General features: G+C 57.1%; 23 protein-coding genes. 3 read left to right on the plus strand and 20 right to left on the minus strand.

Features of this window, described 5'->3' with window-relative positions; all coding sequences use genetic code 11:
• Window positions 1-150: 150 nt before the first annotated feature.
• From QP904_RS01740 to rimM, 9 genes are all read right to left on the minus strand, one after another.
• Window positions 151-456, minus strand: a complete 306-nt coding sequence (locus QP904_RS01740) for a DUF2469 domain-containing protein (protein ID WP_005325239.1) — start codon at window positions 454-456, stop codon at window positions 151-153.
• A 62-nt stretch (window positions 457-518) separates the two neighbouring features.
• A complete protein-coding gene (locus QP904_RS01745; RefSeq protein ID WP_200288919.1) occupies window positions 519-1160 on the minus strand; it encodes a ribonuclease HII in 642 nt (213 codons plus the stop codon).
• A complete protein-coding gene (gene lepB / locus QP904_RS01750) occupies window positions 1147-1884 on the minus strand; it encodes a signal peptidase I (RefSeq protein WP_086587466.1) in 738 nt (245 codons plus the stop codon). The genes QP904_RS01745 and lepB (QP904_RS01750) overlap by 14 nt, the downstream gene beginning before the upstream one ends.
• Complete coding sequence (lepB, locus tag QP904_RS01755; protein WP_023021292.1) at window positions 1862-2665, minus strand: signal peptidase I; 804 nt, start codon at window positions 2663-2665, stop codon at window positions 1862-1864. Before lepB (QP904_RS01755) ends, lepB (QP904_RS01750) begins: the two co-directional genes overlap by 23 nt.
• A 185-nt stretch (window positions 2666-2850) precedes the next feature.
• Window positions 2851-3195 carry a 50S ribosomal protein L19 gene (rplS, locus tag QP904_RS01760; RefSeq protein ID WP_005325245.1) on the minus strand — a complete coding sequence of 115 codons (345 nt, stop codon included), beginning with the start codon at window positions 3193-3195 and terminating at the stop codon, window positions 2851-2853.
• A 363-nt stretch (window positions 3196-3558) separates the two neighbouring features.
• Window positions 3559-5892 carry a Tex family protein gene (locus QP904_RS01765; RefSeq protein ID WP_284835424.1) on the minus strand — a complete coding sequence of 778 codons (2334 nt, stop codon included), beginning with the start codon at window positions 5890-5892 and terminating at the stop codon, window positions 3559-3561.
• 144 nt (window positions 5893-6036) lie between these two features.
• Window positions 6037-6669 carry a hypothetical protein gene (locus QP904_RS01770; RefSeq protein ID WP_284835425.1) on the minus strand — a complete coding sequence of 211 codons (633 nt, stop codon included), beginning with the start codon at window positions 6667-6669 and terminating at the stop codon, window positions 6037-6039.
• Between the two features lie 495 nt (window positions 6670-7164).
• Window positions 7165-8037 carry a tRNA (guanosine(37)-N1)-methyltransferase TrmD gene (trmD, locus tag QP904_RS01775; protein ID WP_284835426.1) on the minus strand — a complete coding sequence of 291 codons (873 nt, stop codon included), beginning with the start codon at window positions 8035-8037 and terminating at the stop codon, window positions 7165-7167.
• Complete coding sequence (gene rimM / locus QP904_RS01780) at window positions 8034-8531, minus strand: ribosome maturation factor RimM (protein ID WP_200288914.1); 498 nt, start codon at window positions 8529-8531, stop codon at window positions 8034-8036. The genes trmD and rimM overlap by 4 nt, the downstream gene beginning before the upstream one ends.
• A gap of 104 nt (window positions 8532-8635) precedes the next feature.
• On the opposite strand from rimM, the gene QP904_RS01785 reads away from it, so the two are divergent.
• Together QP904_RS01785 and QP904_RS01790 are read left to right on the plus strand one after the other, a co-directional pair.
• Window positions 8636-9040 (plus strand): cupin domain-containing protein, encoded by a 405-nt coding sequence (locus QP904_RS01785; protein ID WP_284835427.1) that lies wholly within the window; start codon window positions 8636-8638, stop codon window positions 9038-9040.
• A 38-nt stretch (window positions 9041-9078) separates the two neighbouring features.
• Window positions 9079-9765: a TetR/AcrR family transcriptional regulator gene (locus QP904_RS01790; protein WP_234288180.1), complete on the plus strand. Its 687-nt coding sequence runs from the start codon at window positions 9079-9081 to the stop codon at window positions 9763-9765.
• A 227-nt stretch (window positions 9766-9992) separates the two neighbouring features.
• On the opposite strand, the gene rpsP is transcribed toward QP904_RS01790, so the two are convergent.
• Window positions 9993-10508: a 30S ribosomal protein S16 gene (gene rpsP, locus QP904_RS01795; protein ID WP_005325261.1), complete on the minus strand. Its 516-nt coding sequence runs from the start codon at window positions 10506-10508 to the stop codon at window positions 9993-9995.
• A gap of 353 nt (window positions 10509-10861) precedes the next feature.
• Here rpsP and QP904_RS01800 point away from each other — a divergent pair, with 353 nt between their 5' ends.
• Complete coding sequence (locus QP904_RS01800; RefSeq protein ID WP_200288911.1) at window positions 10862-13129, plus strand: acyltransferase family protein; 2268 nt, start codon at window positions 10862-10864, stop codon at window positions 13127-13129.
• Between the two features lie 137 nt (window positions 13130-13266).
• Here QP904_RS01800 and ffh read toward each other — a convergent pair whose 3' ends face one another.
• The 10 genes from ffh to ftsY form a co-directional block, all read right to left on the minus strand.
• Entirely contained in the window at window positions 13267-14919 is a 1653-nt protein-coding gene (gene ffh / locus QP904_RS01805) for a signal recognition particle protein (RefSeq protein ID WP_049361138.1), read from the minus strand.
• A 51-nt stretch (window positions 14920-14970) separates the two neighbouring features.
• Window positions 14971-17094 (minus strand): [protein-PII] uridylyltransferase, encoded by a 2124-nt coding sequence (locus QP904_RS01810; protein WP_284798370.1) that lies wholly within the window; start codon window positions 17092-17094, stop codon window positions 14971-14973.
• A gap of 7 nt (window positions 17095-17101) precedes the next feature.
• On the minus strand, window positions 17102-17440 hold the full coding sequence (locus QP904_RS01815; protein ID WP_200288908.1) for a P-II family nitrogen regulator: 339 nt from the start codon (window positions 17438-17440) through the stop codon (window positions 17102-17104).
• 222 nt (window positions 17441-17662) lie between these two features.
• Window positions 17663-18031 carry a Na+/H+ antiporter subunit G gene (locus QP904_RS01820; RefSeq protein WP_049361135.1) on the minus strand — a complete coding sequence of 123 codons (369 nt, stop codon included), beginning with the start codon at window positions 18029-18031 and terminating at the stop codon, window positions 17663-17665.
• A gap of 1 nt (window position 18032) precedes the next feature.
• Entirely contained in the window at window positions 18033-18323 is a 291-nt protein-coding gene (locus QP904_RS01825; protein ID WP_023021278.1) for a hypothetical protein, read from the minus strand.
• A complete protein-coding gene (locus tag QP904_RS01830) occupies window positions 18320-18853 on the minus strand; it encodes a monovalent cation/H+ antiporter subunit E (protein ID WP_259825598.1) in 534 nt (177 codons plus the stop codon). Before QP904_RS01830 ends, QP904_RS01825 begins: the two co-directional genes overlap by 4 nt.
• Window positions 18854-20395: a monovalent cation/H+ antiporter subunit D family protein gene (locus QP904_RS01835; RefSeq protein ID WP_259825599.1), complete on the minus strand. Its 1542-nt coding sequence runs from the start codon at window positions 20393-20395 to the stop codon at window positions 18854-18856. It lies immediately after the preceding gene.
• Window positions 20395-20871, minus strand: coding sequence for a sodium:proton antiporter (locus tag QP904_RS01840; protein ID WP_023021275.1), 477 nt, complete (start codon window positions 20869-20871; stop codon window positions 20395-20397). Before QP904_RS01840 ends, QP904_RS01835 begins: the two co-directional genes overlap by 1 nt.
• Window positions 20871-23849 (minus strand): DUF4040 family protein, encoded by a 2979-nt coding sequence (locus QP904_RS01845; RefSeq protein WP_284835428.1) that lies wholly within the window; start codon window positions 23847-23849, stop codon window positions 20871-20873. Before QP904_RS01845 ends, QP904_RS01840 begins: the two co-directional genes overlap by 1 nt.
• Window positions 23850-24220: 371 nt before the next feature.
• Window positions 24221-26161, minus strand: coding sequence for a signal recognition particle-docking protein FtsY (gene ftsY / locus QP904_RS01850; protein WP_284798367.1), 1941 nt, complete (start codon window positions 26159-26161; stop codon window positions 24221-24223).
• Window positions 26162-26257: the final 96 nt, after the last annotated feature.

The following is a 26257-nucleotide window of genomic DNA, read 5'->3' on the forward strand; positions in this document are numbered from 1 at the left end:
TGAAATTCATCGGCCTGCACAGAACACCGCAGCTAGCATGGGGTGCACAAGGTGTACAAAACGGAAAGTGCCCAGGCTGTGGATAACTATGCTTCGAGGCACTGTTATCCACAACCAGGGCACAACGCTTGTAGTGCCGAGTTGACAAAATTACTCCGGCATCATGAATTCAGGCTTATCCAGCTCTTCGATATTGACGTCCTTGTAGGTAATGACGCGAACATAGCGCACAAAGCGGGCGGAGCGGTACATATCCCATACCCAAGCATCGGACATGCGCACCTCGTAGTACACATCAGGTCCAGAGGTATGCGGAATGAGCTCTACCGCATTAGCCAGGTAAAAGCGCCGCTCAGTTTCAACGACATAGGAAAACTGACTGACAACGTCTCGGTACTCGCGGTAGAGGGACAGCTCTACCTCAGCCTCGTAGTTATCGAGTTCCTCTGCACTCACGGTGGACCTCCAGGTTGTGGGTTAGCTCGCTTAAGCTTAGCGCGCAGGAGGCTAGATTCTAGCTAGGCACGCGCGGCGAACTCCGCATGAGCGCGGCGGACATTGTCATAGCTCATCCGGTGTTCCGGGCACGCTCCAAGCGCCGAAATTGCAGCCTCGTGTGCCTTAGTCCCATAGCCTTTGTGCTTGGCCAATTCATAGCCGGGATAGCGCGCATCAAGGTCGCGCATCAGGTGGTCGCGACTCACTTTTGCCAAGACACTTGCCGCGGCGATACACCGCGCGGCTGCATCGCCGCCGATGATGGGCAGCTGGGGTTGGGTAAGGCCGGGGATAAAGAGGGCGTCGCTAAGCACATAGCCTGGGCGGATATCCAGGCGTGCTACCGCCCTGCGCATACCGGAAATATTAGCGTGCTGGATGCCGCGCTTATCGATGTCCCCCGCGCTAATGTGCACCACAGACCAGTCCACAGCCTTGTCCTTAATGAGTGGAAAGAGCCGCTCGCGCTGCCGGGGAGTCAGTTTTTTGGAATCGCTAAGCTCCGCCAGCTCCTTGATCGGGCGATTAGGCATAATGCAGGCCGCGATGGTGATTGGCCCGCAACACGCGCCGCGCCCGGCCTCATCCACTCCAGCCACCGGCCCGAGCCCAGCCTTGCTCAAAGCCAGCTCATAGGTGCGTCGTTGCTTAAGCCGCCGCATGCGAAATCTCTGGGTGTTCCACCCCACCCCACCGCGACAGAGGCAAGATGACAGCCTCAACTCGGCCGCGAATATTGTCCACTGGCACGGTGCCTTGTAGGTTATCGCCCAAGTGCGCACGCGAATCGAGGGAGTTGGTGCGATTATCTCCCATTACCCAGAGATGCCCCTCCGGGACGGTGACGGGGCCGAAGTACTCGCCGCCACACTCCTGGGAGCCAACACCGGGGTCTACGGGAATCTCCGGTGGATCAAGCACGAATGATTGATCAATCGGCTGACCATCCACCATCACCGAAGGATCACCAGCCTCACAGCTCACCGTTTGTCCGCCGGTAGCAATTACCCGCTTGACGAGGATATTTTCCCCGTTGGGCAAAAGCCCAACTGCCGCCAAAGCATTCTGCGCACCTCGCACAATAATATTGCGCGAGCGTGTGACCTGAAACTCGTTATTCCACGACTCCGGCCCTTCGAAGACAACCACCTCCCCAGGTTGTGGGTCTGTGAAGTAATAGCTGACCTTCTGCACTGCGATGCGATCATTTTCGCAGCCGGCACAACCATGCAGGGTAGGTTCCATCGACGCAGAAGGAATGACATACATCCGTCCCACCAATGCTTGTAACAGCACCAGCAGGACAAAACCTGCCACCACGGGGAAGAAAAAATCCCGGGTGCGCAGGCGTTGGGAAGAAGGTTTATTCCTGGATGTCCGGGTCATCGATGCCACCGATGCGGGTAAACGGCCAGAAGACGAACTTCACCTTGCCGCGGACATTTTCCACCGGTACTGTGCCGTGGAATTTATCGGTCATGTGATAGCGAGAATCTGCCGAGGCCGTGCGATTATCACCCATGACCCAGATATTGCCCTCCGGTACTTCCACGGGACCAAAGTACGGGCCTCCACAAGCTTCCGAGCCTGTCGACTTATCTACCGGGTACGTTGGCGGGTCTTGCACGTAGTCTTGCTCGATGGGCTTGCCATCAACCATGACTGCAGGATCGCCCTCCTGGCAAGACACTGTCTGCCCACCGGTAGCAATCACGCGCTTAACCAGGGTATTTTCATCGGGCGGCGCCAAGGATACAAAGCTCAATGCATCCTGCACCCCGTGGATTACCGGGTTGGACGAGCGCGGCGAGACATAGCTGGAATTCCAGTCCTCGGTGCCTTTGAAGACGACAACATCGCCTGGTTCTGGCTCTCCATCGCCGTAATAGGAGATCTTTTCCGTAAAGATACGGTCATTCGTACAGCCCTCGCAGCCATGCAGTGTCGGCTCCATCGAGCCGGAAGGGATCACATACTGCCGTCCGATAAAGTTCTGGAAAAGGCCCACGATAACAAGGACCGTTGCCACGACCAGAAGGGTTTCCAGCAGCCACGGCATGTCTTTTTTCTTGGTTGCCCCTTCGCCTTGCGGGGAAGCGTTCCCCTCTACGGGGTTGGCCCCCTCACCTTCAGGCGACTGTTCCTGCGAGATGCTGTCTTTATTCACGCGCTAAATCCTAGCAACCCCACGTCCCGGTTCCCGCCTTATCCCCCTCGCGGCTGGAGAATTCACAGGCAACTATCCGGTTAAAGCCTGCCGGCTGACACCAGGAAATAGCTGGCAATAGGCACAAAAATCCCCCTTGCACCCACAAGGGTGCAAGGGGGATGGTGGCGCGCAGCGCACTAATACTAGCGACGCTCCTTGATGCGAGCCTTCTTACCGCGCAGATCGCGCAGGTAGTACAGCTTCGCACGGCGAACGCGGCCGCGGCGGGAGACCTTGATGGACTCCAGGTTCGGGGAGTGAACCGGGAAGGTACGCTCAACGCCGATACCGAAGGAGACCTTACGGACGGTGAAGGTCTCACGGATGCCGGAACCCTGACGACGGATGCAGATGCCCTTGAACAGCTGTGCACGCTCGTTGTTACCCTCGATAACCTTTACGTTAACGTCGAGGGTATCGCCTGGGCGAAAGGACGGGATATCGTCGCGCAGCTGTGCTGCATCGACCTTGTCAATAATGTTGGACATGCCAATATTCCTTTTCAGTTTGGGACAGAGGACCCTAGCGGCGCTAAGCCTAACCGGTTCGTGCCCGTTACATAGAACGGCCACCTATTTTTCCATATGTACCTGCAGGAACCAAATTTCCTTCCCGGCACTTCTTTCTCTCCCCCGCCCAAGCTACGCCGCCGCAGCTTAGGAGGGAAACTGCTAAGCGGCCGCCCCCACCACCGCTAGGTGAAGTTTGCGCAGGTGATTGGATGGGTTCCACCTCGCCCGCATCATGGTTCCGACAACATCGTGGCAGAATCCTCCCTCCGGACTGCAAAAGCTCCCACCGTACGCAACGATGGGAGCTAAAGCAGCAGGCAAAACACTAGACCACGGCGGTTAGAAGCCTGCCTTCTTCAGGGCATCGGCCATGGCGCCACCACCGCCGGAGCCACCTCGACCGCCAGTGCGGCCGCGCGAGCCACCCCGGGAACCGCGCCCGGATTTGTGTCCGGAGCGCTTCCCTTCTCCCCTGGCGGCAGAGTTTGCGGCATGTTGCGCATCGCCACGGCGCTTGGGAGCCTGCTGCCCCGGTTCATCATCGAGGCGCAAAGACAAGCCGATGCGCTGCCGCTCGACGTCGACCTCCATGACTTTTACCTTGACCACTTGGCCAGAGCGCACGACCTCGTGCGGATCAGAGACGAACTTGTGGCTCATGGCAGAAACATGGACGAGGCCGTCCTGATGTACTCCAACGTCCACAAAAGCGCCAAAGGCCGCCACGTTGGTAACTGTGCCCTCAAGGATCATTCCCGGGGTGAGATCGGAGACCTTATGTACCCCCTCTTTGAAGGTTGCGGTCTTAAATTCCGGACGCGGGTCGCGGCCGGGTTTATCCAGCTCAGCGATGATATCGGTCACCGTAGGGATACCAAAGGTCTCATCTGCAAAATCTGTTGGCACAAGCTTGGAAAGTACGCGCGTATTGCCAATAAGCTCGGAAATGCCCAGACCGGTCTTTTCCGCAATGCGGGAGACCACCGGATAAGCCTCAGGGTGCACGGCGGAGGCATCCAACGGATCGGTGCCGCCATTGATGCGAAGAAAGCCGGCTGACTGCTCAAACGCCTTAGGTCCGAGACGCGGCACCTTCTTCAGTGCCTTGCGGGAAGCAAAGGACCCGTTTTCATTGCGATAGGCCACAATATTGGCAGCGATGGTGGAATTAACTCCAGCCACCCGCTCCAGCAGCGGGACGGAAGCAGTGTTGAGATCTACGCCCACGCCGTTCACGGCACTTTCCACCACACCATCAAGGGTGCGAGCGAGCGCGGTCTGGTTAACATCGTGCTGATACTGCCCCACCCCAATAGCCTTCGGATCGATCTTTACCAGCTCCGCCAGAGGATCCTGCAAACGACGAGCGATGGAGACTGCACCACGCAGCGAGACATCCATATCGGGGAATTCCGCCGCCGCCAGCTGCGAGGCAGAATACACCGAAGCGCCGGACTCTGAGACTACGACGGGCGTGGGACGCTGGCGTCCGGCCTGCTTGATGAGGTCCGCAATCTCCTGGGCGAGCTTCTCGGTCTCACGGGAGGCAGTACCATTTCCGATGGCCAAAAGGTCCACCGAATGCTTGGCGCACAAGGTAGACAAGGTCTGTAACGCCTGGCTCCACTGATTCTGCGGCTGGTGCGGGTAGACAATAGTGGTATCGAGCACTTTGCCGGTTTTGTCTACAACCGCACACTTGACGCCATTGCGGTATCCCGGATCCAGGCCAATGGTGGCACGCTGACCTGCCGGCGCAGCAAGTAGCACATCCCGCAAATTGGTGGCAAAAATCTTGAGCGCACCTTCCTCTGCCACTTCTTTCAGGCGCATACGTACATCCAGGCTGGAGGAAATATAAAGCTTGGTGCGCCAGCCCCAATGGACGGCGTCAGCAAGCCACTTGGAGGAGCGATCCAGTTCAAAGCGGGAGGCAATAACGTCCTCATAGTCCGCGTCATCGCCAGCATCAAGCTGCAATTGCAATACGCCTTCATTCTCGCCCCGCAGGAGCGCCAAAATGCGGTGCGAGGGCAATGTGTGGAAAGACTCGTTGAAGGAGAAATAATCCTTAAACTTCGCCCCTTCTGCTTCCTTGCCTTCAATGACGTGCGCGCCCATAACACCCTTAGTAAACATGCGCTCTCGCACCTCACCCACCAGGTCAGCGTCCAGTGCGAAGCGATCCACCAGGATGGCGCGGGCGCCGTCGAGGGCTTTCTTTGTATCTTCAAAGCCCTCGCAAAGGAAGGCCTGCGCTAGATCTTCTGGGGTGGCGTGAGGATCCGCGATGAGCTTATCGGTCAGCTCTTCTAGGCCGGCCTCGCGGGCAATATCCGCCTTAGTTTTACGGCGCTTCTTATACGGCAGGTACAGGTCCTCCAGGCGCGCCTTGGTTTCGCAGGCAAGGATTTGTTTCTTCAGGGCGCCGCTAAGCTTGCCCTGCTCCTCAATCGCCGCAAGGATGGTCTCCTTACGCTCCTGCAATTCCTTCAGGTAATTCGCACGCTCCTCAATAGTGCGCAGCTGGGAGTCATCCAGCTCGCTGGTGGCCTCCTTGCGGTAGCGGGCAATAAAAGGCACGGTATTGCCCTCCGCAAGGAGCTGCAACGCGGTGGAAATCTGTGTTTCCTTCACGTTGAGCTCGGCGGCGATGGTTGCCGCAATATTCACGTGGTCTCCTCACTCTTTTCTCGAGGTTTGGGATTAGACCCACCCAATTTACCGCACGGCCCTTACACCGCCTTCGCTTGCCGACGCCCCCTCAACGCAAAAACCTCCTTTCCAGCAAGGAAAGGAGGAAGGTGCGGCGCGTGCCTAGTGGATAACCACGCGGGCGTTCTTGCCGCCGGTGCAAGTAACTCGGGCGGAGCTACCGGAGCAGTACATGGTGTAGGTACCACCGGTGCTCGGCGAATAGACACTCAAGGTGACGTTGGTGCCGCCGCCTGCAACCCAGTTATTCATAAAAGCGGTGTAGACGTTGCGAGCAAAAGGACTGGTAGTCGGGCCAGTCGCATAATAGTTAGGGTAATCACCCCAGGAATGTCCATTGCTGGAACCAACGGAATCGACCTGTGCCGGTGCTGGTGCCGGGGCTTCCTTGGTCTCGGTCACCGTGACCGGGCTGGAGTCCTCATCCTCTGCAGAATCCTTGGAGGAACCGGATTTCTTGTCGGATCCTGTCCCGGATCCGGATCCGCTACTCGCATCCGATTGCTGGAATTCGTTATTACCTGCAGCGCTCTCCGTAGAATCGCTCTGGTTATTGGTCACGAACATAATGACCATGGCAGCCACCGCGATTACCGCCACAATGGCTGCGATAATCGCAGCGATCGTGGCACCGCTGACGCCGCCATTGTTCTGCGGCTGGGGATAATACTGTTGGTTGTACTGGGGCGGCTGTTGATTATTTCCATCGTAATTATTGCCATTGGGAGCCGTCATAATTAAGGAACCACCTTGGGAATAGAAAATTGGAGGCAATGTCCCCCTTACTATAACCCCAAACGGCCTAAGCGCTGCAGATTTAGCGTGAAAATGCGGCGATTAATTTTCTCGTCGGCGCCTATTGCGCAGCTTCCGCTCGCCATACCGCTGGGGTACCAAGCCCCATCTCTGTAAAACCGATTTCCGCGCTCCCCAACCACAGCGCTTCCGGGGGCAAACATTCCGCCACAGTGGGGGCCACGGTGGCTAAGGGGAGTGCGGTCTCACCGTTAACTATAAGCCGCCACACCGGAATTCCCTGCGGTCGCTGACCAAACCTGAAACGGTATTCCTGCGCTAACGGGCTGCTCTCCGGGCATGACTCCGCTACCTGAATGACGAAAATGCTAGCTGGATGAAAGCCCTGAGCACGTAGCCTGTCAGGCAGTCCTGCGAGGCAATCCTCATTCTCTCGAGTTCCTAGAAGCACGGAAAGATCAGCACTAACCTCCATTAGCCTTCACCCTTAGCCTTAGCTTCCTGCTCCAACTGCGCAATGAAAGCCCTATCATCCTTGTCTAGCTCGGCTACTTCCAGCAGCTCGGGACGGCGCTGCCAAGTGCGCAATAATGCTTGTTCGCGCCGCCACTTATCCACCAAGGCGTGGTTTCCCGAGGTCAAAACGTCCGGTACGGCCAGACCCCGCCACTCTCGCGGCTTGGTATAGCTCGGGCCCTCTAGGAGACCATCAGAAAAAGAATCCTCTTCATGGGAGCGCTTATTGCCCAGCACGCCTGGAATGAGTCGCACGACGGCCTCTGCAATTACCAGCGTCGCTACTTCCCCACCGATCAGCACATAATCACCGATGGATACCTCGCGGACGCGGTAGCGACGCGCGGCATCATCCACCACGCGCTGATCGATTCCCTCATAACGCCCGCAAGCAAAGACGATGTGCTCCTCATTCGACCACGCACGCGCATCTGCTTGACTAAACGGTTTTCCCGTTGGGGTAGGCACAATGAGCAGTGGGAGGTCACTATCCTCCTCGGGCTGGGCGTCGACCGCATAGGCGTGCGCCTCTACTCCTTCAAGCTCATCGTGGCGGGGACGGTTCAAGTGCGGAAGGGCCGATTCTAGGTTCGGTGCACTTTCCTGAGCAGCAACACTATCGAGTGCCGGCCCCCATACTTCCGGCTTCATAACCATGCCAGGGCCACCGCCGACCGGCGAATCATCGACAGACTTATGCGCATCAGTCGCCCACTGCCGCAGATCATGTACGCCTACTTCAAGGCGACCTTGTTCAATGGCTTTTCCTAAAAGTGCATGCCGCAACGGCTCCAAGTACTCCGGAAAGATGGTGACAACATCAAGCCTCATAGGTCCAGCAATCCTTCCGGCGGGTCAATGGTGCACGTCCCTGCTGCAAGGTCCACGTCAGGAACAATGGCATGCACGAAAGGAATGAGTGCTTCCTTGCCAGTGTCGAGATTTACCTCTAGCAAATCTTGGCTTCCACCGTGGATGACCGACGTAACCTCACCAATGTTTTTGCCCGCCAGAAGTACGCGTAGTCCTTCCAGCTCATGGTCATAAAAACCGCCATCATCGCTATCGAGCGGCGCGGCGAAAAACTTCGTGCCGCGCAGGCTATCCGCCACATTGCGGTCTTTTACTTCTTCGAAGGTAACGAGCAGCCTTCCCTTGTGAGTGCGGACTGCCTTGATAGTTAGCGTGTGCTCTTTTTTGCCCTGCGTGCCATGGAGCGCTTCCCCCACCGCAAAGCGCACCTCCGGTTCGTCAGTAGTGGCCTCGATTACTACTTCACCCTTCACGCCGTGCGATTTAATCACGCGACCAATCATCAATTCCATAGCGGAAATTCTACAGCACGAGCCTTTTCCCTTGTCAGTGATGGGTTTTCAGCTACTTCGAAAAAGTTCCAGTTTTTGGGGCTCATTGTCGTTAAAGTAGGCACATGAGCGATTTACCTACCAATTCCCCGGATACTTTTGGCACGGCTTCCCATCTGGGCACTGCTTCCGCTATGACTACACTTAATTTGCTCGATATCGCACCGGATACGGATCCGCAGCGGCCCCACCCAGGCGTACAGCGCGTCTTGAGCACCGATGGCGCTAATCTCATTCTCTTTAGCTTTGCACCAGGACAGTCCCTACCGGACCACAAGGCCGCTCATCCCATTACCGTGCAGACGCTCCGCGGGCAGCTCAACTTCACCTATGGTGAAGAAACCGTCACCCTTACGCCGGGCACGATCGTGCATCTTCCTGCATATGAGGTGCATAAAGTCGAGGCTGCAGCTGCGGATTCCGGTACCTCTACCCCCGCAATTTTGTTGCTCACTATGCTGACAAAATAGTTTATAGGAACATAAGTTTCGGTGATAAAATGACTCTCATGGAATCGCATAATAAGCCTTACCATCATGGAAACCTCCACGATGAGCTGCTCCGCATCGCAGTCCAGCTAGGCAAGCGAAGCGGCCCCAATGCCATCACGGTCCGTGCCGTTACCCGCGAAGCCGGAGTATCCCCTACCTCCGCCTACCGCCACTTCAAGGATCAAGAAGAACTACACGATAAGGTAGCAGAGCTTGCCACCGACGAACTGGTCCGGCGCCTGCATGAGACTACTAAAGCTGCCGGGCACTTGGATTTTCCAGAGCACTTGGTGCAAATCGGTTACGCTTACCTCGAGTTTGCCTTGGATGAGACCAATTTCTTCCGTTGCATGTTGGAATGGAAGGCGCTGCGCTTCATGCTCGGTGTGGATCCGCACACCGAAGATGATCCGAAGATGGATCACCTTCAGCAGATTCGCGATTTCTTCGCCCTTCTCGCCCGCCACGCGCAAGCTTTGGACAATACTACTGACCCCACATATTTCATGCAGAACGCCCTTTTGGCATGGTCTACCATCCATGGCTTTACCGTTCTTGCCGTCAACGGCCCCATGTCACAGCTACCACGCGAGCAAATCCTAGAACTTTTTGCTCCGGTTGTTGCCGGCGGCCTGCGTGGCATGGACTTTAAAGATCCGTCTAATGTCTACAGTCGCTATGCCGACTACAAGCCACAGAGCTAAGGGAAACATTCACCCTCCCCCACCCGTTGTAGCTTGCTGGGTTTCACCGTGCTTTTCTAAAAAGATGACCGCGCACGCAACTCCACCAAGGACATACGTGCGCGGTCATCTTTTTGGGCCGGTTGATTTCATCCACACAGCACAAAAGCCCCACCTACACGACTTGCACAGTGGTGTAGGCAGGGCCCGAAGGTAGAAGCGCTGTGCGCTGAGCAAAGGAAGGCAGATTACTCTGCAGACTCCTCGGAAGCTTCCTCAGCCTTCTCCTCGGCCTCGGCATCAGCTTCGCCGGCAGCAGCAGCGGCAGCCTCTGCAGCAGCAGCTTCCTCAGCGGCCTTCTTCTCAGCCTCTTCCTTGGCCTTCTTCTTCTTTTCGGTGATAGCCTCGATGGTCGGGCCGTTGTTAGCCTCAGCCAGTGCCTCGTTGAAGATCTCCAGCTTGGACTTCTTCTCCTCAGCAACCTTCAGGGTGCCTTCTGCACCAGGCAGGCCCTTGTGCTTCTGCCAGTCACCGGTGACCTTCAACAGAGCAAGAACCGGCTCGGTTGGCTGTGCGCCGACGGACAGCCAGTGCTGCGCACGCTCAGAATCGATCTGGATGAGGGAAGGCTCTTCCTTCGGGTGGTAGATACCAATGTTCTCGATTACCTTGCCGTTACGACGGGTGCGGGCATCAGCAATAACAACGCGGTACTCAGCAGCGCGGACCTTGCCCAAACGCTGCAGCTTAATCTTGACAGCCATGACGGCTCCTTTTCTAGTCACTGGGCAGTACAGACGCGCACCAGGTAGTGCGCCGGTTCAACCCTTGGATTTAATCTGCGTGTGACATACCGGCCGACCGTAGACGGGAACGGTGCTACGCAGAATATTACGTTCTGTGGACTACCTAGCCCGGAGTATCCGAGTAGATAACCTGAAGTATTTTAGCGCGAGTATCTGCAATTTTAAAAATCACGACGCCACTCACGCAGGTTCGTTATGCCATCGATACTAAAGCAGAGTAGCCTTAAGGGCCGAATATAGACATTTGGTTTCATATGTATGGCGCGCCTTCTGCCTCACTGTAAAGGCGTTGACGCACGAAAAGACAGTTTATGACTAAAGAATCACCGCGAAATTTCCGGTACCGCTATGACCTTGATGGTCTTCGCGGTATTGCCATCGGCCTAGTAGTTATCTACCACGTCTTCGTTGGACGCGTCTCCGGCGGCGTGGACGTATTCTTGCTGCTATCCGGCTACTTCTTCTTGGGCTCCCAGCTGCGCTACGCCAGCAAGCCCAACGCTTCTTTAAACCCTTGGTGGCCCATCTGGCGCACCCTGCGACGTTTGGTACCCAGCTTAGTTTTGGTCATTGGCGTGACCTACATTCTGGTGCGCATTTTCACCCCACAGCTCATGCGCACCGAGCTCACCCAGCAGATCACAGCCACCATGCTGTACTACCAGAACTGGGAGCTAGCGGAACAAAACGCCGACTACACGGCGGCCGCAGCGGATACCTCCCCGCTGCAGCACATGTGGTCCATGGCCGTACAGGGCCAGTTCTACATCATGGGCATTGCCTTTGCGACCATCTTGGCAGCCATCATGAAGTTCCGGCCGAAGCACCAACCACTGGGCAAGCGCAGCTTCCCCACAGTCAACCAGATTGCGGGCCCGATCCTCATTGTGGCCACCATTGCCTCCTTCGCCTATGCTTCACGCCACGGCCTCTACGGCACCCCGGAGAACTACTACTCCACCTGGTCACGCGCTTGGGAGTTGACCTTGGGTGCTGTCCTAGCCATCTACGGTTCCGCCTGGAAGATTCCGCCCCGCCTTTATGACCTCTTTACGGGTTTGGGCCTTGTGATGCTCATCTTTACCGGTGCCATCATCGCCGATACCACCGCGTATCCTGGCCCGCTTTCGCTCTTGCCGCTGGGCGGCGCCGTGCTCATCATCTTGGGTGGCGGTGGCAAGATTTCCAAGGCCATGGCCTCCAAACAGGCCCGCTGGCTGGGCGATGTAGCCTATCCGCTCTACCTATGGCACTGGCCTCTGCTTATCCTGTCCACCTCTTATTTGGGTCAAGAAACCCCATCGTGGTGGCTGGGCGTTATCATTATCGCCATTTCACTGGTGCTGGCGGACCTCACGCACCGCTTTTTGGAGCGGCCACTGCGCCAGCATCGCAAGCGCCCCACCGCCGAGGATCTGCCGGTACGCAAGGGCCTATCGACATTGCGGAAGCCGGCAGGCGCTGCTCGCGGCGTCGGTGGTGTCGTGGTTGCTGCGGCCGTTGTCGGCCTTCTGGCCATTCAGCCGCTGTGGATGCGCACGCTTGATGATGCCGACGCAGAACTTCTGAATCCTTCCCTCTACCCCGGTGCGACGACGTTCATCAATCACCTCACCCCACCGGATAATGTAGAGATTAAGCCTGACCCAATTCTGGCCGGCGGCATCCAGCCACCAGTGGCTGCTAATTGGTGCTTTGTTCCGGATAGCCAGCCCGCTGATTTCTTCTTCGAAACCCGCAAAGACGGCAAAACTCCGTGCATTTTCGGTGACACAAACGCAGAAAAGGAAGTCTATTTGGTTGGCGGCTCCCACGCGGAACAGTATTCTTCCGCGCTTGACCGCCTGGGCAAAGAAATGGGCTTTAAATTGGTTCCGTTGCTACGCCAAGGTTGCCCCATCGAGCTGGGTGACGATGTCACCGTGACCCCTGAGTGCGCCGAATGGGGCAAACTAGTGATGGATCGCATCGAAGAAGCAAACCCAGCCTTGGTGATTTCAAATACCACGCGCCCGCAAAATGAGTACGGCACGGGCCCCGATGCTGTTCCCGCTGGATACCAGGCATTTTGGGATGAATTAGCCGAGCGCGATATCCCCTTCTTGGGCTTCCGCGATAACCCGTGGGGCTTCGATGAGGAAGGCCGTCCGCGCGAGTTCGATGAGTGCTATGTAGCCACCGAAGATGCCTATGGTTGCGGCATGCGCTTTGAGCAGGTCTACCAGCCCTATGACCCCGGTGCAGTAGTGCTCTCGAAGTACCAGAATATGCTCTCGGTAGATACCGCCCCGTGGTTCTGCGATGACAATGGTGACTGCCCAGTCATCATCGGCAATACGATGGTCTACCGCGACATGCACCACATCACCAATGCCTTCGCGGAATCGGCTATGCCCATGATTCGCGAGGCCCTGAAGCCATTCCTCAACGGGGAAAAGGTCCAACAGCAAGCCCCTGATATCCCCCCGGAGCAGGCCGCAGCAGCTGTGGAGCCGGCACCCGCCGCACCTACCGACGCCGGCAAGCCACATGCCAACCCAGTCCCCTACCCCAACACTGTGCGCGACGACGCCGTCTAGGCCATAGCGCGCGAACACGCGCCAACGCCTACGAGCACGGGCGCTGGGGATAAGGCACCCAACTGCCTGCATAGAACGAAGGAGGCTCCCACAATAACGTGGGAGCCTCCTTTGCTATGTCTTAAGACTGAGGCAGACTATTTTTTGCCCTTGCCAAAGTCCAAGTTGTTAAGATCAATATTTTCCATTCCCTTCGGCATCTTTGGCATGCCCGGCATTCCCGGCATGCCACCGCCGCCGCCCATTTGCTGCTGGAGTTTTTGCAGTTCTTCCATGGACGGCATGCCGCCACCACCGGGCATACCTGGCATTCCGCCCATGCCCGGCATTCCGCCCGGCATCTTCGGGCCGCGGTTTCCACCGCCGCCCTTGCCTTTCTTGCGCTTGCCGTTTTTACCCTTGCGGCCCTTCGGCTTCTTCTTGGTAGCAGAGCGGCCACCCATACCACCCATGCCGAATTGGCCGGCCATCTTAGACATCATCTTCTTAGCTTGGTTGAAGCGCTCGATGAGCTGGTTGACCTCAGAAACGCTCACGCCAGAGCCATTAGCAATACGCTTGCGGCGCGAAGCATTGAGGATCTTCGGATCCTCACGCTCCTGCGGAGTCATACCACGGATGATGGCCTGGATGCGGTCCAGCTGCTTTTCATCCACCATGGCGGCCATCTCATTCATCTGCTTGCCGCCGGGCATCATCTTCAGCAGGTTGCCGATGGGCCCCATCTTGCGGATCATCAGCATCTGCTCAAGGAAGTCATTCAGCGTCAGCTCACCAGAACCAAGCTTGGAGGCGGCCTCCTCGGCCTTCTGATGATCCAAGGTGGCCTCGGCCTGCTCGATGAGGGAAAGCAGGTCACCCATGCCCAAAATGCGGCTGGACATGCGCTCGGGGTGGAAGACATCGAAATCATCGAGCTTCTCACCGGTAGAGGCATACATAATGGGCTTGCCGGTGACCTCACGAATAGATAGGGCCGCACCACCGCGGGCGTCGCCATCCAGCTTGGTGAGAACCACACCGGTAAAGTCCACGCCATCGCGGAAAGCCTCAGCAGTCTGCACAGCATCCTGGCCGATCATGGAGTCGATGACGAAGAGGACTTCATCCGGCTCGACGGCGTCGCGAATATTGCGCGCCTGCGTCATCAGTGTCTCATCAATGCCCAAGCGGCCGGCGGTATCGATGATGACCACATCGTGCTGCTTCTGTTTGGCCTCAGCAATGCCGCGCTTGGCGACGTCTACCGGATCACCGTGGGAGGTACCCATTTCATGCTCATTGGAGTCCAGGGAGGTACCCGGATCTGGCGCGAAGGTCGGCACCTCGGCGCGCTCGCCGACGATCTGTAGCTGCTGCACCGCACCCGGGCGCTGCAAGTCACAGGCCACCAGCATCGGGGTATGCCCTTGCTTGGCCAGGTGCTTGGCCAGCTTGCCGGCCAACGTGGTCTTACCGGCACCCTGCAAACCGGCGAGCATGATCACTGTCGGCGGGTTCTTCGCTAGGTTCAGGCGGCGAGTTTCGCCGCCGAGGATCTCAATGAGCTCTTCATTGACGATCTTGACTACCTGTTGGGCTGGGTTGAGCGCCTCAGAGACTTCCGCGCCACGGGCACGTTCCTTGATGCGCTTGATAAAGCCACGGACGACGGTCAAAGACACGTCAGCTTCCAGCAGCGCGAGGCGGATCTCGCGGGCGGTGGCATTAATGTCAGCCTCGGTCAGTTTGCCCTTACCGCGCAGGCCCGCCAGGGCTGACTGTAGGCGGTCTGATAGTGAGTCAAACACTACGGATGCGCTCCCTTAATTTAGATCGATCTAAAGTTCAACTATTTAATCTTAGTCCCTTGCCAGGGCCCTGGTCACATTCCCCACCACCGTAGCGCGGGAAGCCTCCCCGGCAAGGAAGACATTGACGATCATTGTCGCGCCCATAATCTCATGGCGCAGCCACACAAAGTCTGGCAATGCCTCTATCAAGTGCCCCAAAGCACCAATGCGCTCGACGGTACGGATCACCAAGATGCCGCCCACATCAAAAGCCGCGGTGGTTACTTCTCCCTCGATATCTGGCAGCTCCGTATAGGTACGGGAGTTATAAGACTGGATAAACCTTATCTCCTGGGCCGCTTCCTTGAGGGTCTGTTGTACGGTGCGGATGAAAAACTCCGCCTTATAAGTACCGTCATCCTCTTTGACGATATTGGCCCGCACGATGGTCCACCCCAAAGCGGACAGCAAGGCAAAAATGCGCTTGAGCTCCCCTTTGGAGGAGCCACACCAGGACACAGTAACTTCTTGGTCTTCCCAATCCACCGTAAGCGCAACGCCCTCAGTAGATAGCGGCACGTGCACCGCGGGGCGCTGAAGGACGCCTGGTTTGAGTGCTTCCAGAGCGCGAGAGACAATAAGCTTCTGCGCTTGCTCTACCCGCGGTGTCCAGACGCTAGGCCCTGTCGATTGCGCATCAGCCTTAGCCAATACCGCCAGCAGCGAAATAATCAGCTGATCGTAATGCGCTGCGGCCAACAATGCGTCACGAGCGGCATCGGAGAACGGGTCCATTGTCGCAGCTAGCCGCGCTAAGGTGGTATGCTCTGCCACCAGAATTTGAGCACGCGACCTATCGGCCACGCTCAACCGCATGCGGGCTGCCTGGCGAGCTATCATTTCCGCGCCTACCTGAGCGTGGGGGCGCTCGTAGCCCTTACCAATGTCATGGTAAAGCGCGGCCAGCAATAATAGATCAGGGCGAGCTACCGAGGTGCGCACCTCCGCGCACCGAGTAACCGTCGCAATGAGATGATGGTCCACCGCTCTGACGTGGCTGCGCTCGCGCGGCAACAAACCGCGCACATGCCCCCATTCCGGCACTAGACGTTCCCACAGGCCATAGCGGTCCAAATCCTGAATAACCCGCGGCGTATATTGCGGGGACGACAAAATGGCGAAGAAATCATCCACCGCTGCTCGCGGCCAGCGTGGCGGCAGATTCGGCAATTTTTGGAGCTGGTGCCAGGTGGTCTCGGCAACGGCATATCCCGTGCGCGCCGCGGCTGCCGCAACGCGTGTAAGCAACCACGGATCCTCCACATTCGGTTTGCGCGAAAGGTAGATAACGCCGCCCTCTGCCACCACGTCCACATCGAGTGGACGGCGCTGCCCGCGGCCCGCCGCCAGCGCATTTCTCCCCAGCACCCCTCGGGCGGTGGCCAGGCCGCGTTCTACGGCCTTATTAACAGTGGCTGCAGCGCCTACCAAAGCGGCGGTTAAGGCATATCGGTTTTCAAAGCCCAAATCCGCAGCCACGTCCGCGGCGAACTCGGGGTCTAAGATATCGCGGTGGCGTCGGGCTTTGACATGCAGGAGTGTGCGGACGTCGAGAAGCAGCTGCTTTTCGACGTCTAGATCAGGAAAGTCGCACAGGTTACCCAAAGCCATCGCGCGCAGAAGCTGAATATCGCGCAGTCCCCCACGGCCATTTTTCAAGTCTGGATTCGTCATTGCTGCTACCGCGCCCGAGCGCTTCCAGCGAATAATCGCGGTATCCACAAAGTCATCAAAGCCGCGCTGCAGCTGGCGCCGCCACGCTGCGAGCAGCTGTGCCCGCGCCTCATCCACTAATATCTTGCGCCCTGCGACAAAGGCCAAGTCCAACTGTGCAAAGCCAGCAGAAGCATCTTCTGCAGCAATCGCCGCACACTCCTGCGGGGTGCGCAGGGCATAATCTAGGCGATACTTGGCATCCCATACGGGCAACCACAGCTTCTCCACCAGCGCTGGGTCTGGATCGTGGCCCTCCGGATAGATAAGGATGACGTCAATATCCGATTGCGGGGTCATCTCATTGCGGGCGAAGGACCCGGTGGCAGCGAGCGCAGTCCCCGCTGGGAGCTCGAGGCTGCGCAATACACGAAGCGCCGAGGCATGGGCCTCGGCGCGAATCTGTGCGGCGTTAAGCATGCTGGTTTTACAGTGCCGCCTCGCCGTGCTCCCCGGTGCGTACACGAATGGCATCTTCTACTGGGGTTACCCACAGCTTGCCATCGCCGATTTTGCCAGTGTAGGCAGCATCCACAATGGCGTTAATGATGTCTTCAGCGTGGTCATCCGCCGCTACTACTTCCAGCTTGACCTTAGGCACAAAATCGGTGGCGTATTCTGCTCCGCGATATACCTCGCTATGCCCTCGCTGCTGCCCAAAGCCCTGGCTTTCAGTAACAGTGAGACCGCGTACTTCCTGCTGCTCTAGCGCCTGACGGATTTCCGGCAGGGTAAAGGGCTTAACGATGGCCGTGATGAGTTTCATTGTTACTCCTTGTTTTCTCTTCGGGGCGGGCTAGAAGCACCGAATAGTGTGCATCCATTCTAGCCCGAGCACGGCAGTTGCTGTGCACTATATTCGCGTCATGAATCTAGGGCCCGGTGAATGCCACAATCCAGTAAAACCAAAAGGCGGCGAGCTCGTCTGCATTTCCGCCATTGAGCGCTATTGCAGATAAGACTCGCCGCCAGAAGGCGCTGAGGGTGACTAGATATCGTCTTCCTTGGCTTGCACGGTTTGGACTTTTTTGTGGTTATGCTTGGCGTGTTTGACGTCAGTAACTGTTACGCCGTAGATGGAACGTCCCAGGTAGAAGGAACCTACTGAACCGATAATCCACACACCGAAGCAGGCGATCAGGGCTTGAATGAGCAGCCACAGGGAAAAGCCATCGCGGCCAAAATCTACAACTAGTTTGGCCACGATAATCAGCGGTACCGCAAGACCCACGGTCGGCCCCAGCAGGTTAGCGCGCGTCAATGCGTCGGGCGCCCGCCACAGGGATATAACCGTCGCGACCACCAAAATGGTGGCGATAATAAGTAGCACCGAGGCGATAATCTCAGAAATAGCCATTTTATCGCCTGCCCTTCGAGATAATGCGGGCCATAGATAGCGTGGGCAGCACGCCCGCGGCAATGGCACCGAGGAGTGCAATGTAGTAGGCCATCGGGGCGTTATTGGTCATCGACCATGCCAAGTACATGCAGATCATGCCGTAGAACACGATGTCAGACGTAATTGCGCGAGTGAGCTCATCGCGTGTGCGCAGTGCAAGCAGCACGCCGCACCATGTGGCGATGCCAATGATGAATACGCATACAAATACGACCCAGCCGAACGGGGACAGTGTGGCAAAATCAATCATCGCTCGGTCTCCTTCCTGCGTTTTATGTTCCGGGCATGACGCTTCGGCTTTTCGACGTCCGCTTCGCTTTCTGAAAGCGGAGTGTCCTCCGCCCGCGCCAAGTCAGGCGAGCGCATAAAGCGACCGACAGATTCGAGGGGATACTCGTAGAAAGCCTCATCCAATTGCGTCGTCTCTCCTTGGCCTGGGACGCCGTAGTCGATGTCTTTCACCCGTGGGGCAAGGCGCTGCTCCATATCAGCCAAATCAGCCACGATTGCCGCCGGGTCAGATCCCTGAACGGCCTGCACCAGCACGATACGTGGCAGCCCCTTGCGGGGTGGCTCGCGCAAACCCAGCGAAAGGGTTCCCGGCGTTGCGGTGATGGAAGAAGTAAACCAGAAGATCTCCCATGCTCCAGTCACACGCAGTGGATAGCGAATGATAACCGGGTGGTATTCGTTATCTGGCTTAAAGGCCGCCATTGCCAGGCTAATGCCGGCCACAAAGATTTCCTTAATGAGCCACAATGCATACACCACTGCGTTCATTTAACGGCCCTCCTGAATTTCATAGATATTGGGAACGGCAATCGGCTCGTCTCCCAAGACGGTTTCAGTATAAGCGGTGGTATCAAGCAGCTGCTCCGAGGCGCTATCCACAACGTCCAGAACGATTCCAGAGAAAATGAACATGCACAGCGAACCAAGGATGAGTGCGGCAGAGGGGGCCATGAGCTTTTTGCGGATGATCAGTTCATCCGGAACCTTATCTTCCGGCAAGCCCTTGCCCCAGAAAACCTTGCGCCATACGCGCAGCATGGCCAAGAAGGCGGCAAAGGAGGCAATGATAATAGCCGCGATAGCGATCCACGCCCACGCGCCTCCTACCCGGGCAATCTCGAAGACGATCATCAGCTTGCCCCACATTCCGGAGAACGGCGGGAAACCTACGACGGAGAACGCACCGGCAGCGAAAATCCACGCGATAATGGGGTCCCGACGAGCGAGACCGGACAGCTTGGTTAGCAGGCCCGTGCCGTAGGTTTCCTCAATGGCGCCAGAAGCCAAGATCAGCGAACCAACAGTCAACATGTGGTGAATCGTGTACATAATGCCGGCTGCTAGTGCGCGGCGTGGGTCATCAGAGGTAAAAGCAAGCATTACCAAGATGAAAGGCATGCCGTTGAGCATCTGATAGCCGAGCACGCGGCGAATGGAGTTCTCCGCTAGGCCGCCAAAGGCACCGATCATCATGGAGATGATCATGATCACGATGATCAACACATTCCAGCGCTGATCCAGACCGAATAGCTGCACGTAGAGGCGATAGAGCATGTACACGGCCACCTTGGTGTGCAGGCCGGAAAACAGGCCCATCACCGCAGCTGAGGTCCCCGGGTAAGTGCGAGGCAACCACGATTGCACAGGGAATACGCCGGCCTTGGCGGTGATTGCAATGAGAATCAAACCCGCGGCGACGGTGACGGGCCCGTTACCTGCTGCCGCACCCTTCAATGCGCCAAGGTTAACCGCGCCGGTAACCGAATACATATAACCCACGCCAACGACCAGCAAGGTGGAGGCGAAAAGGTTCACCAAGACGAAGGCACGTCCGGCCGCCAGACGCGACCAAGTACCAGACATGGTGATAAGGCCATAAGACGGCAGAAGCATAACCTCAATAAAGACGAAGAAGTTAAAGAGGTCAGCAGTAAGCAACGCACCGCAGACACCGGTAATCAAAATCAAGGTGAGCGATGGATAAAAGCGAGACTTGGTCTCCCCGCCCGCAATGGCAAACCAGTTGGCGCCAAAAGCGACAATCATCGTGGTGATGATCATCAACGCGGAGAAAGCATCCGCAGCAAACGGGATACCCACATTGCCTTGGTATAGGCCCACTGTGTGGGCAACTACCCCGTTGTTCATGGTGTACATCAGCAGACCCAGGCCAGCGAAGATTCCCATGCCCGGGATGATCAACATGATGGAATCGCGCACCGCACGCCACGGTGCCAGCAGTGCAAAGGCTGCTGCAATCAGCGGGACCGCTGGGAATAGCGGAAGGAGTTGAGCTACAGCATCAGTCATTATTTATCATCCTCCTTCTGTTCAGCTGCCCCGCGCTCTGCTACGGGAGTGTCGTGGTCCACCTGACCGATACGGTCAAGTTGGTTGGTGGATTCTTCCAGAATCTGGCGATTTTGGGCGTCACGGCCCAAGGTTGAAAAGGCATGGTCGATGGTGTTGTCATCAACCGGCTCCACCACATCGGTGTCGTCGTTCTTGCCCATTGCCGCCATCGTCAACAGGATGGTCGAGGTTGCCATGGAAATAACCACCGCGGTCAACACGAAGGCCTGCGGCAGCGGATCTGCCATCTGGTCGTGTGGAACCTGGGAGGGGAAGGACTCGCCGCGGTAGGAGTACACGCCCGTAGCCAGCAGCATTAGGTTAGCTCCGTGTCCGAAGGCCATCATGCCCAACACGATGCGCACCAAACCGCGCTGCTGGATGAGGTAGACGGCACTGCCTATGAGCAAAGCAATAGTCAATGCAAGGATCATTACTTCTCTCCTCCTCGCTTAGGCATGGACCGTTTATTTTTCCTCTTCGTCCTTGCTTCCGATGGCGTCAGCAAAGCCAAAGGATCGGTCGAGGGGTTAATCGGGTCCGGATACGGATCATCGACATCCTCAAGCGAAATGCGCGGCGTGGTTGGCAGCGCGGAATTATCATCATGAATCCACGGCAGGAAGTCACGCTCCGTGCCAGGGCGCAGGTAACCGCCCAGGGCATTAATCGCCATGGTCAACATGCCCAACACCGCTAGGTAGATGCCCAAATCGAAGATGAGCGAGGTAGTCCAGTGCTGACCAAAGGCCTCAGCATGAATAGCCGCGAGGAAGCCACCATTTCCAAGGCCGTGGTGCAAGTAGCCCACGAAGCCTGCAATCAAGGCAGTAATAATGCCGATGCCGGTCAGGTGAATCGGGGTCATGCGGCCAAAGACGATTTCATCAGAGCCTCGGGACAGGTAGATAAGCCCGATTGCGGCGCCCATAATCAACGCTGCCGGGAAGCCACCGCCAGAGGCATTATGCCCGCGGAAGAAAACGATGACAGACATGATTACCAGAAGCGGGACTACCACGTGAACGCCCTTGCGCAGTGGCACAGAGTTCAGCTGTGACTGGCCAAATGGCGCAGGACGTGTACCTGACTTGAACGGGAACCGCGGCAACGTCGTAGTAATGGCTGCGATAACCACTGCTGCCATGCCCAGCACGGAAAGCTCGCCCAAAGTATCAAGCGCACGGAATTCCACGATGATGGTAGCCACAACGTTATCGCCGCCTGTAATATCCGGCGCATTATCGAGATACCACATGGCTAGATCCGAACGCTCGTGTCGGCCCATTAGTCCCCACACGCCCAAGAATGCAGCCACACCGGCTAAAACTGCGATGATAATAGAGCCGGTCTTGCGGGACTTATCCTTCACCGGTTGGAAGGTTTCCGGCAGGTAGCGCAGCACCATCATCATGACGATGACGGATAGGGCTTCCACCATAAACTGAGTCAAAGCTACGTCCGGCGCCCCGAGCAGGAACATCTGCAGGGTTACACCAGTGCCGGCAATGCCGATCATGATGGCACCGGTCAAGCGATTCTGAGTGCGCACCAAACCAAACATGGCCAGCGCGATGATTCCTAATGGCAGCAGATCCCATGGGTTATCCAGACCATCTACCCTCGGCTGCAGCGCTACCCCATCGACGCCCTCGCGGATGAGGGTGGTCGCGGCCAACACGATAACCAAAATGACAATAGGCAGCATGTGGCGGGACGGATTATGCGAATCGGACATCTTGCCCAAGACTCGTCCCAGCCGCGAACAACCCAACTGCAAAGAGTGCAGCAACTCATTGCCGCTGCGCGGCATAAACTCCCTGTCCTCAAAGCTTGCCCACATCGTCTTGCGGGCAAAGATACCGGCAATACCGGCGATAAGGACCACGAGCGAGATAAGGAAAGGAACATTAAGCCCGTGCCAGAGGGCAAGGTGCGAATGATGTTCCAGACCAACAGCAGCCACTGCATGGTCAATCGGGTTATTAAAGATTCCGAGTACAAATACCAGTGGCAGGGACATAAAGCCCGGTAGTGCGGCAGGCAGCCACAGGGAAACCGGAGCCTCGTGGACATGTCCCATATCGCGAGGTCCATCAAAGAAGGCGCCGAAGACGATCTTGGCGGAGTAGGTAAAGGTAAAGAAGGCGCCGATGGCGGCAACGATGAGCAAGATGCCCTGGCCAGTGCCACCAATCGGGGCGTCTTCAAACGCAGTGAGCATGCCTTCCTTGGATACAAAGCCCAAAAGCGGTGGTACCGCGGCCATAGAGGCCGCGCCGATGACTACCGAGCCAAATGTCCACGGCATCTTATTCCACAGTGGTCCGAGGCGGCGAATATCGCGCGAACCGGCCTCGTGGTCGATGACGCCAATAAGCATAAACAGCGAGGACTTAAATAGCGCGTGCGCCAACGTGTGTACCAACGCTGCGGCGATAGCGAATGGGGTTCCCACACCAATGGTGGCGACAATCCAGCCCAAATGGGACACGGTCGAATAAGCCGTGAGCTTCTTCAAATCCGTCTTTTGCACCGCAAAGACCGCGGACATTACCGCGGTACCCATTCCGACCACGATGAGCAGCCAATTCCATACCGCCACATCGTGGAAGATCGTGGAAAAGCGAATCAGCAGATACACGCCAGCCTTGACCACTGCGGCTGCGTGAAGGAAAGCCGAAACCGGAGTGGCGGCGGCCATAGCCTCAGGAAGCCAAAAGTGGAATGGGAATTGCGCCGATTTGGTAAATGCAGACGCCGCGATCAACACGGCTACGGCCGCTGTTACACCGGGGCGCTGTGTCCATACCGGCGACGCCAGAATCTCAGATACCGCAGTCGATCCGGTCACTGTCGCAGCAATACCCAACCCGGTCAGCAGGGTCAATCCACCAACGAAGGTCAGGATCAAGGTGCGCTGCGAACCAGCTTCGCCGCCCGAACCGGAGCGCGCAATCAGCATAAAGGAAGCCAAGGAGACTAGCTCCCAGGCAAGGAACAAAACCACAACGTCATTGGCCAAAACCAGCAATAAAATGGACAGCGTAAACGCTGTCATCAAGGTGTAGAAGCTGGTATTACCCTCATTCTTAGGCAGATAAGCCGCCGAATACGTAAAGACGACGGCACCAATGACCAGCGCCAACATAGCAAAGAAAATACTCAACGCATCCCCGCGGAGAGCAAAACTTACGTCGACGCCCGGTGCGATAAAATCGCGCACCCAAGTGGCGTGGAAACTCAATTCCTCCCCGGCTGCAATGGCAGGAAATTCCTTGGCAATAAGGACCGCTGCAATAACAAAAAGGCCAGCTAGTAGATAGCCTGCCTTTCGGTCAATAACCTTTACGGTTACCGGTGCCAAGATCACTGCCAGCGCCGCGAGGAGGACTGCATAAAGTAGCGTCACGAAATACTTGCCTCACGAACCTTGGTCTAGGTTTAATGCGAATTTCGCATTAAATACAGCCCCTTCAGGCTACCATTCCCACCAAGGCCAAACCACATTGCAGCATTCCCTGGCGACTGATAAAAGGCGAGCACAACCGCCCCAATTACGCTTATAGTCAGAAAAACCACAGGCACTTAGCAGGACATTCTTCCATAGCAATTGAATTGCCCATTCCGCATAGTTTGCGAAGTGGTGATCCCAAATCGACGAAAAGAATTCGCGAGCAAGGTACACGCTGGAACTCAGCCATGAAAACGAAGAACTCCCCCAGCACACCGTGGCGCACGCTCGCGCTTCCCGATATGCAGGGGGAGCTTTGAAGTTAGCCGTTATTTCTCGCCCAAGAGAGCGTCGACAAAGCCTTCGACCTCAAACGGCGCGAGATCATCGGCGCCTTCCCCCAAGCCCACGAGCTTGACCGGAACGCCCAATTCCTCTTGCACCTGGAAGACGATTCCGCCCTTGGCAGTACCATCCAGCTTGGTTAGGACGACGCCGGTGATATCTACTACCTCGCGGAATATGCGGGCCTGAGTCAGACCATTTTGTCCCACGGTAGCGTCCAGTACCAGCAGAACCTCGTCCACATCGGTCTTCTTTTCCACCACGCGCTTGACCTTGCCCAACTGGTCCATCAAGTCTGTGGAGGTATGCAGGCGGCCTGCGGTATCTACCAAGACCACATCTACTTGCTGTTCTACACCGCGAGCTACCGCGTCGAAGGCGACCGATGCTGGGTCAGCGCCCTCCTTGCCGCGCACGGTATCGGCGCCAACGCGGCGACCCCATGTCTCGAGCTGATCAGCGGCCGCAGCACGGAAAGTATCCGCCGCGCCCAGAAGTACCTTATGACCCATGGCTACAAGCACACGGGCAAGCTTGCCCGTGGTGGTGGTTTTGCCGGTGCCGTTAACGCCGACAACCATAACGATGGCTGGCTTACCCTCATTCGGCATGGCCTTAATGGAACGGTCCATCTCTGGGTGGCCTGCCTCGATGAGGCATTCACGCAGCATGGCACGGGCCTCGTCCTCGCTGGAGACGCCGCGCTCAGCAATCTTCTCGCGCAGGGAGTCAGTCACTTTCATAGTGGACTTGGTGCCTAGGTCCGCCATGATGAGAGTATCTTCTACTTCCTCCCAGGCATCTTCGTCCAGATCGCCTGCGGAAAGAATCCCCATAAGTCCCTGGCCGATGGCATTTTGCGAACGGGACAGCCGTCCACGCAGACGCCCAAGGCGCCCGCCTGCGGGAGCAATGTCTTCCTGTGGTACTGGCGCTGGGGCTGGCTCTCCCTCTGGAGCCTCGGTCTGCTCCTTGGCTGCTTCGGCCGCGCCGGTTTGTGCCTCGGCTGCAGCCGCAGCCTCTTCGGCCTCCTCGCGGTCATCGACGCGCTCTTCAATGTCTTCCGCGTTCTTGTCTTCAACGACCTCGTCAAAGACTGGGGATTCCTCTGCTACTGCGGCGTCTTCCACAGCCACGGTATCTTCAGGAGCTTCTGCCTTTTCAGCAGCTGGCGAAGCCTCTTCCGCTGGCTCCTTCGGCTCGGATGTTGCTGCTGGCTGCTCGACCGATTCTGCGACATTATCCGCAGGCGTTTCTTTACTTTCTGCAGCCGCAGCTGCCGTACCCGCTACCCCTGCTGCACCGGCAGCGGTTGCCGCCGTGGCTCCAGCGCCCGTGGACGGGTTCTTTTCGGACTTATCTGGGAGAGAGTCAGTCGGCTGCTCTTTGACATCTGCCGGCTTCTTGGTCTCAGTAGTTTTATTGGTTTCTGCCGGCTTTGCCTGCTGTTGTGGTGCCGGCTTATTTTCCTTTGGTTGCTCTACCGCGGGCTTGTCGGCCGCAGCATCGGTCTTAGCCTGAGCAGGCTGTGGCTTGTCCGCAGGTGCTTGCGGCTTGGCCTGTGGTTGTGGGGTCTTGCCGCTAAGCTGCTCGTTGGCAATGTCGGTAGCATTAGGCTCTGCCTTTGCCTCCTGATGTGCCGGAGCTGACTTATCCGCAGCTGGCTGGTTCTTCACGGGCTTTTCCGCTTGCACCGGGCTTTTCTGCTTTTCCTTGGCACTACCGGCAGGAGCGAAGTTAAAGCCGGACTTAGCTTGATAATTGCCGGACTTTTGCTCCTGAGTAAGCTGCTTCGGTTCTTCCTCAGTGGGCTTGTCAAAGGACACCTTCTTGGCGTCGCCGCGTTTTTTGCCGATTACTACGAGAAGAATAATCAGCACAATGACGACGATCGCAATGCCGATCCATAACCATAAAGAATTCATGTCTCTATAGTGCCAGTCTTGCGGGCTCGCGGCACGCCAAACCCCCTCCTATCCCGGATAGAGGGGCCTACCGGCAGGCGACGCCCGCGGCTACCA

Origin of the sequence: Corynebacterium nasorum (assembly GCF_030229765.1) — a bacterium.
Taxonomy (GTDB): Bacteria; Actinomycetota; Actinomycetes; order Mycobacteriales; family Mycobacteriaceae; genus Corynebacterium; species Corynebacterium kefirresidentii.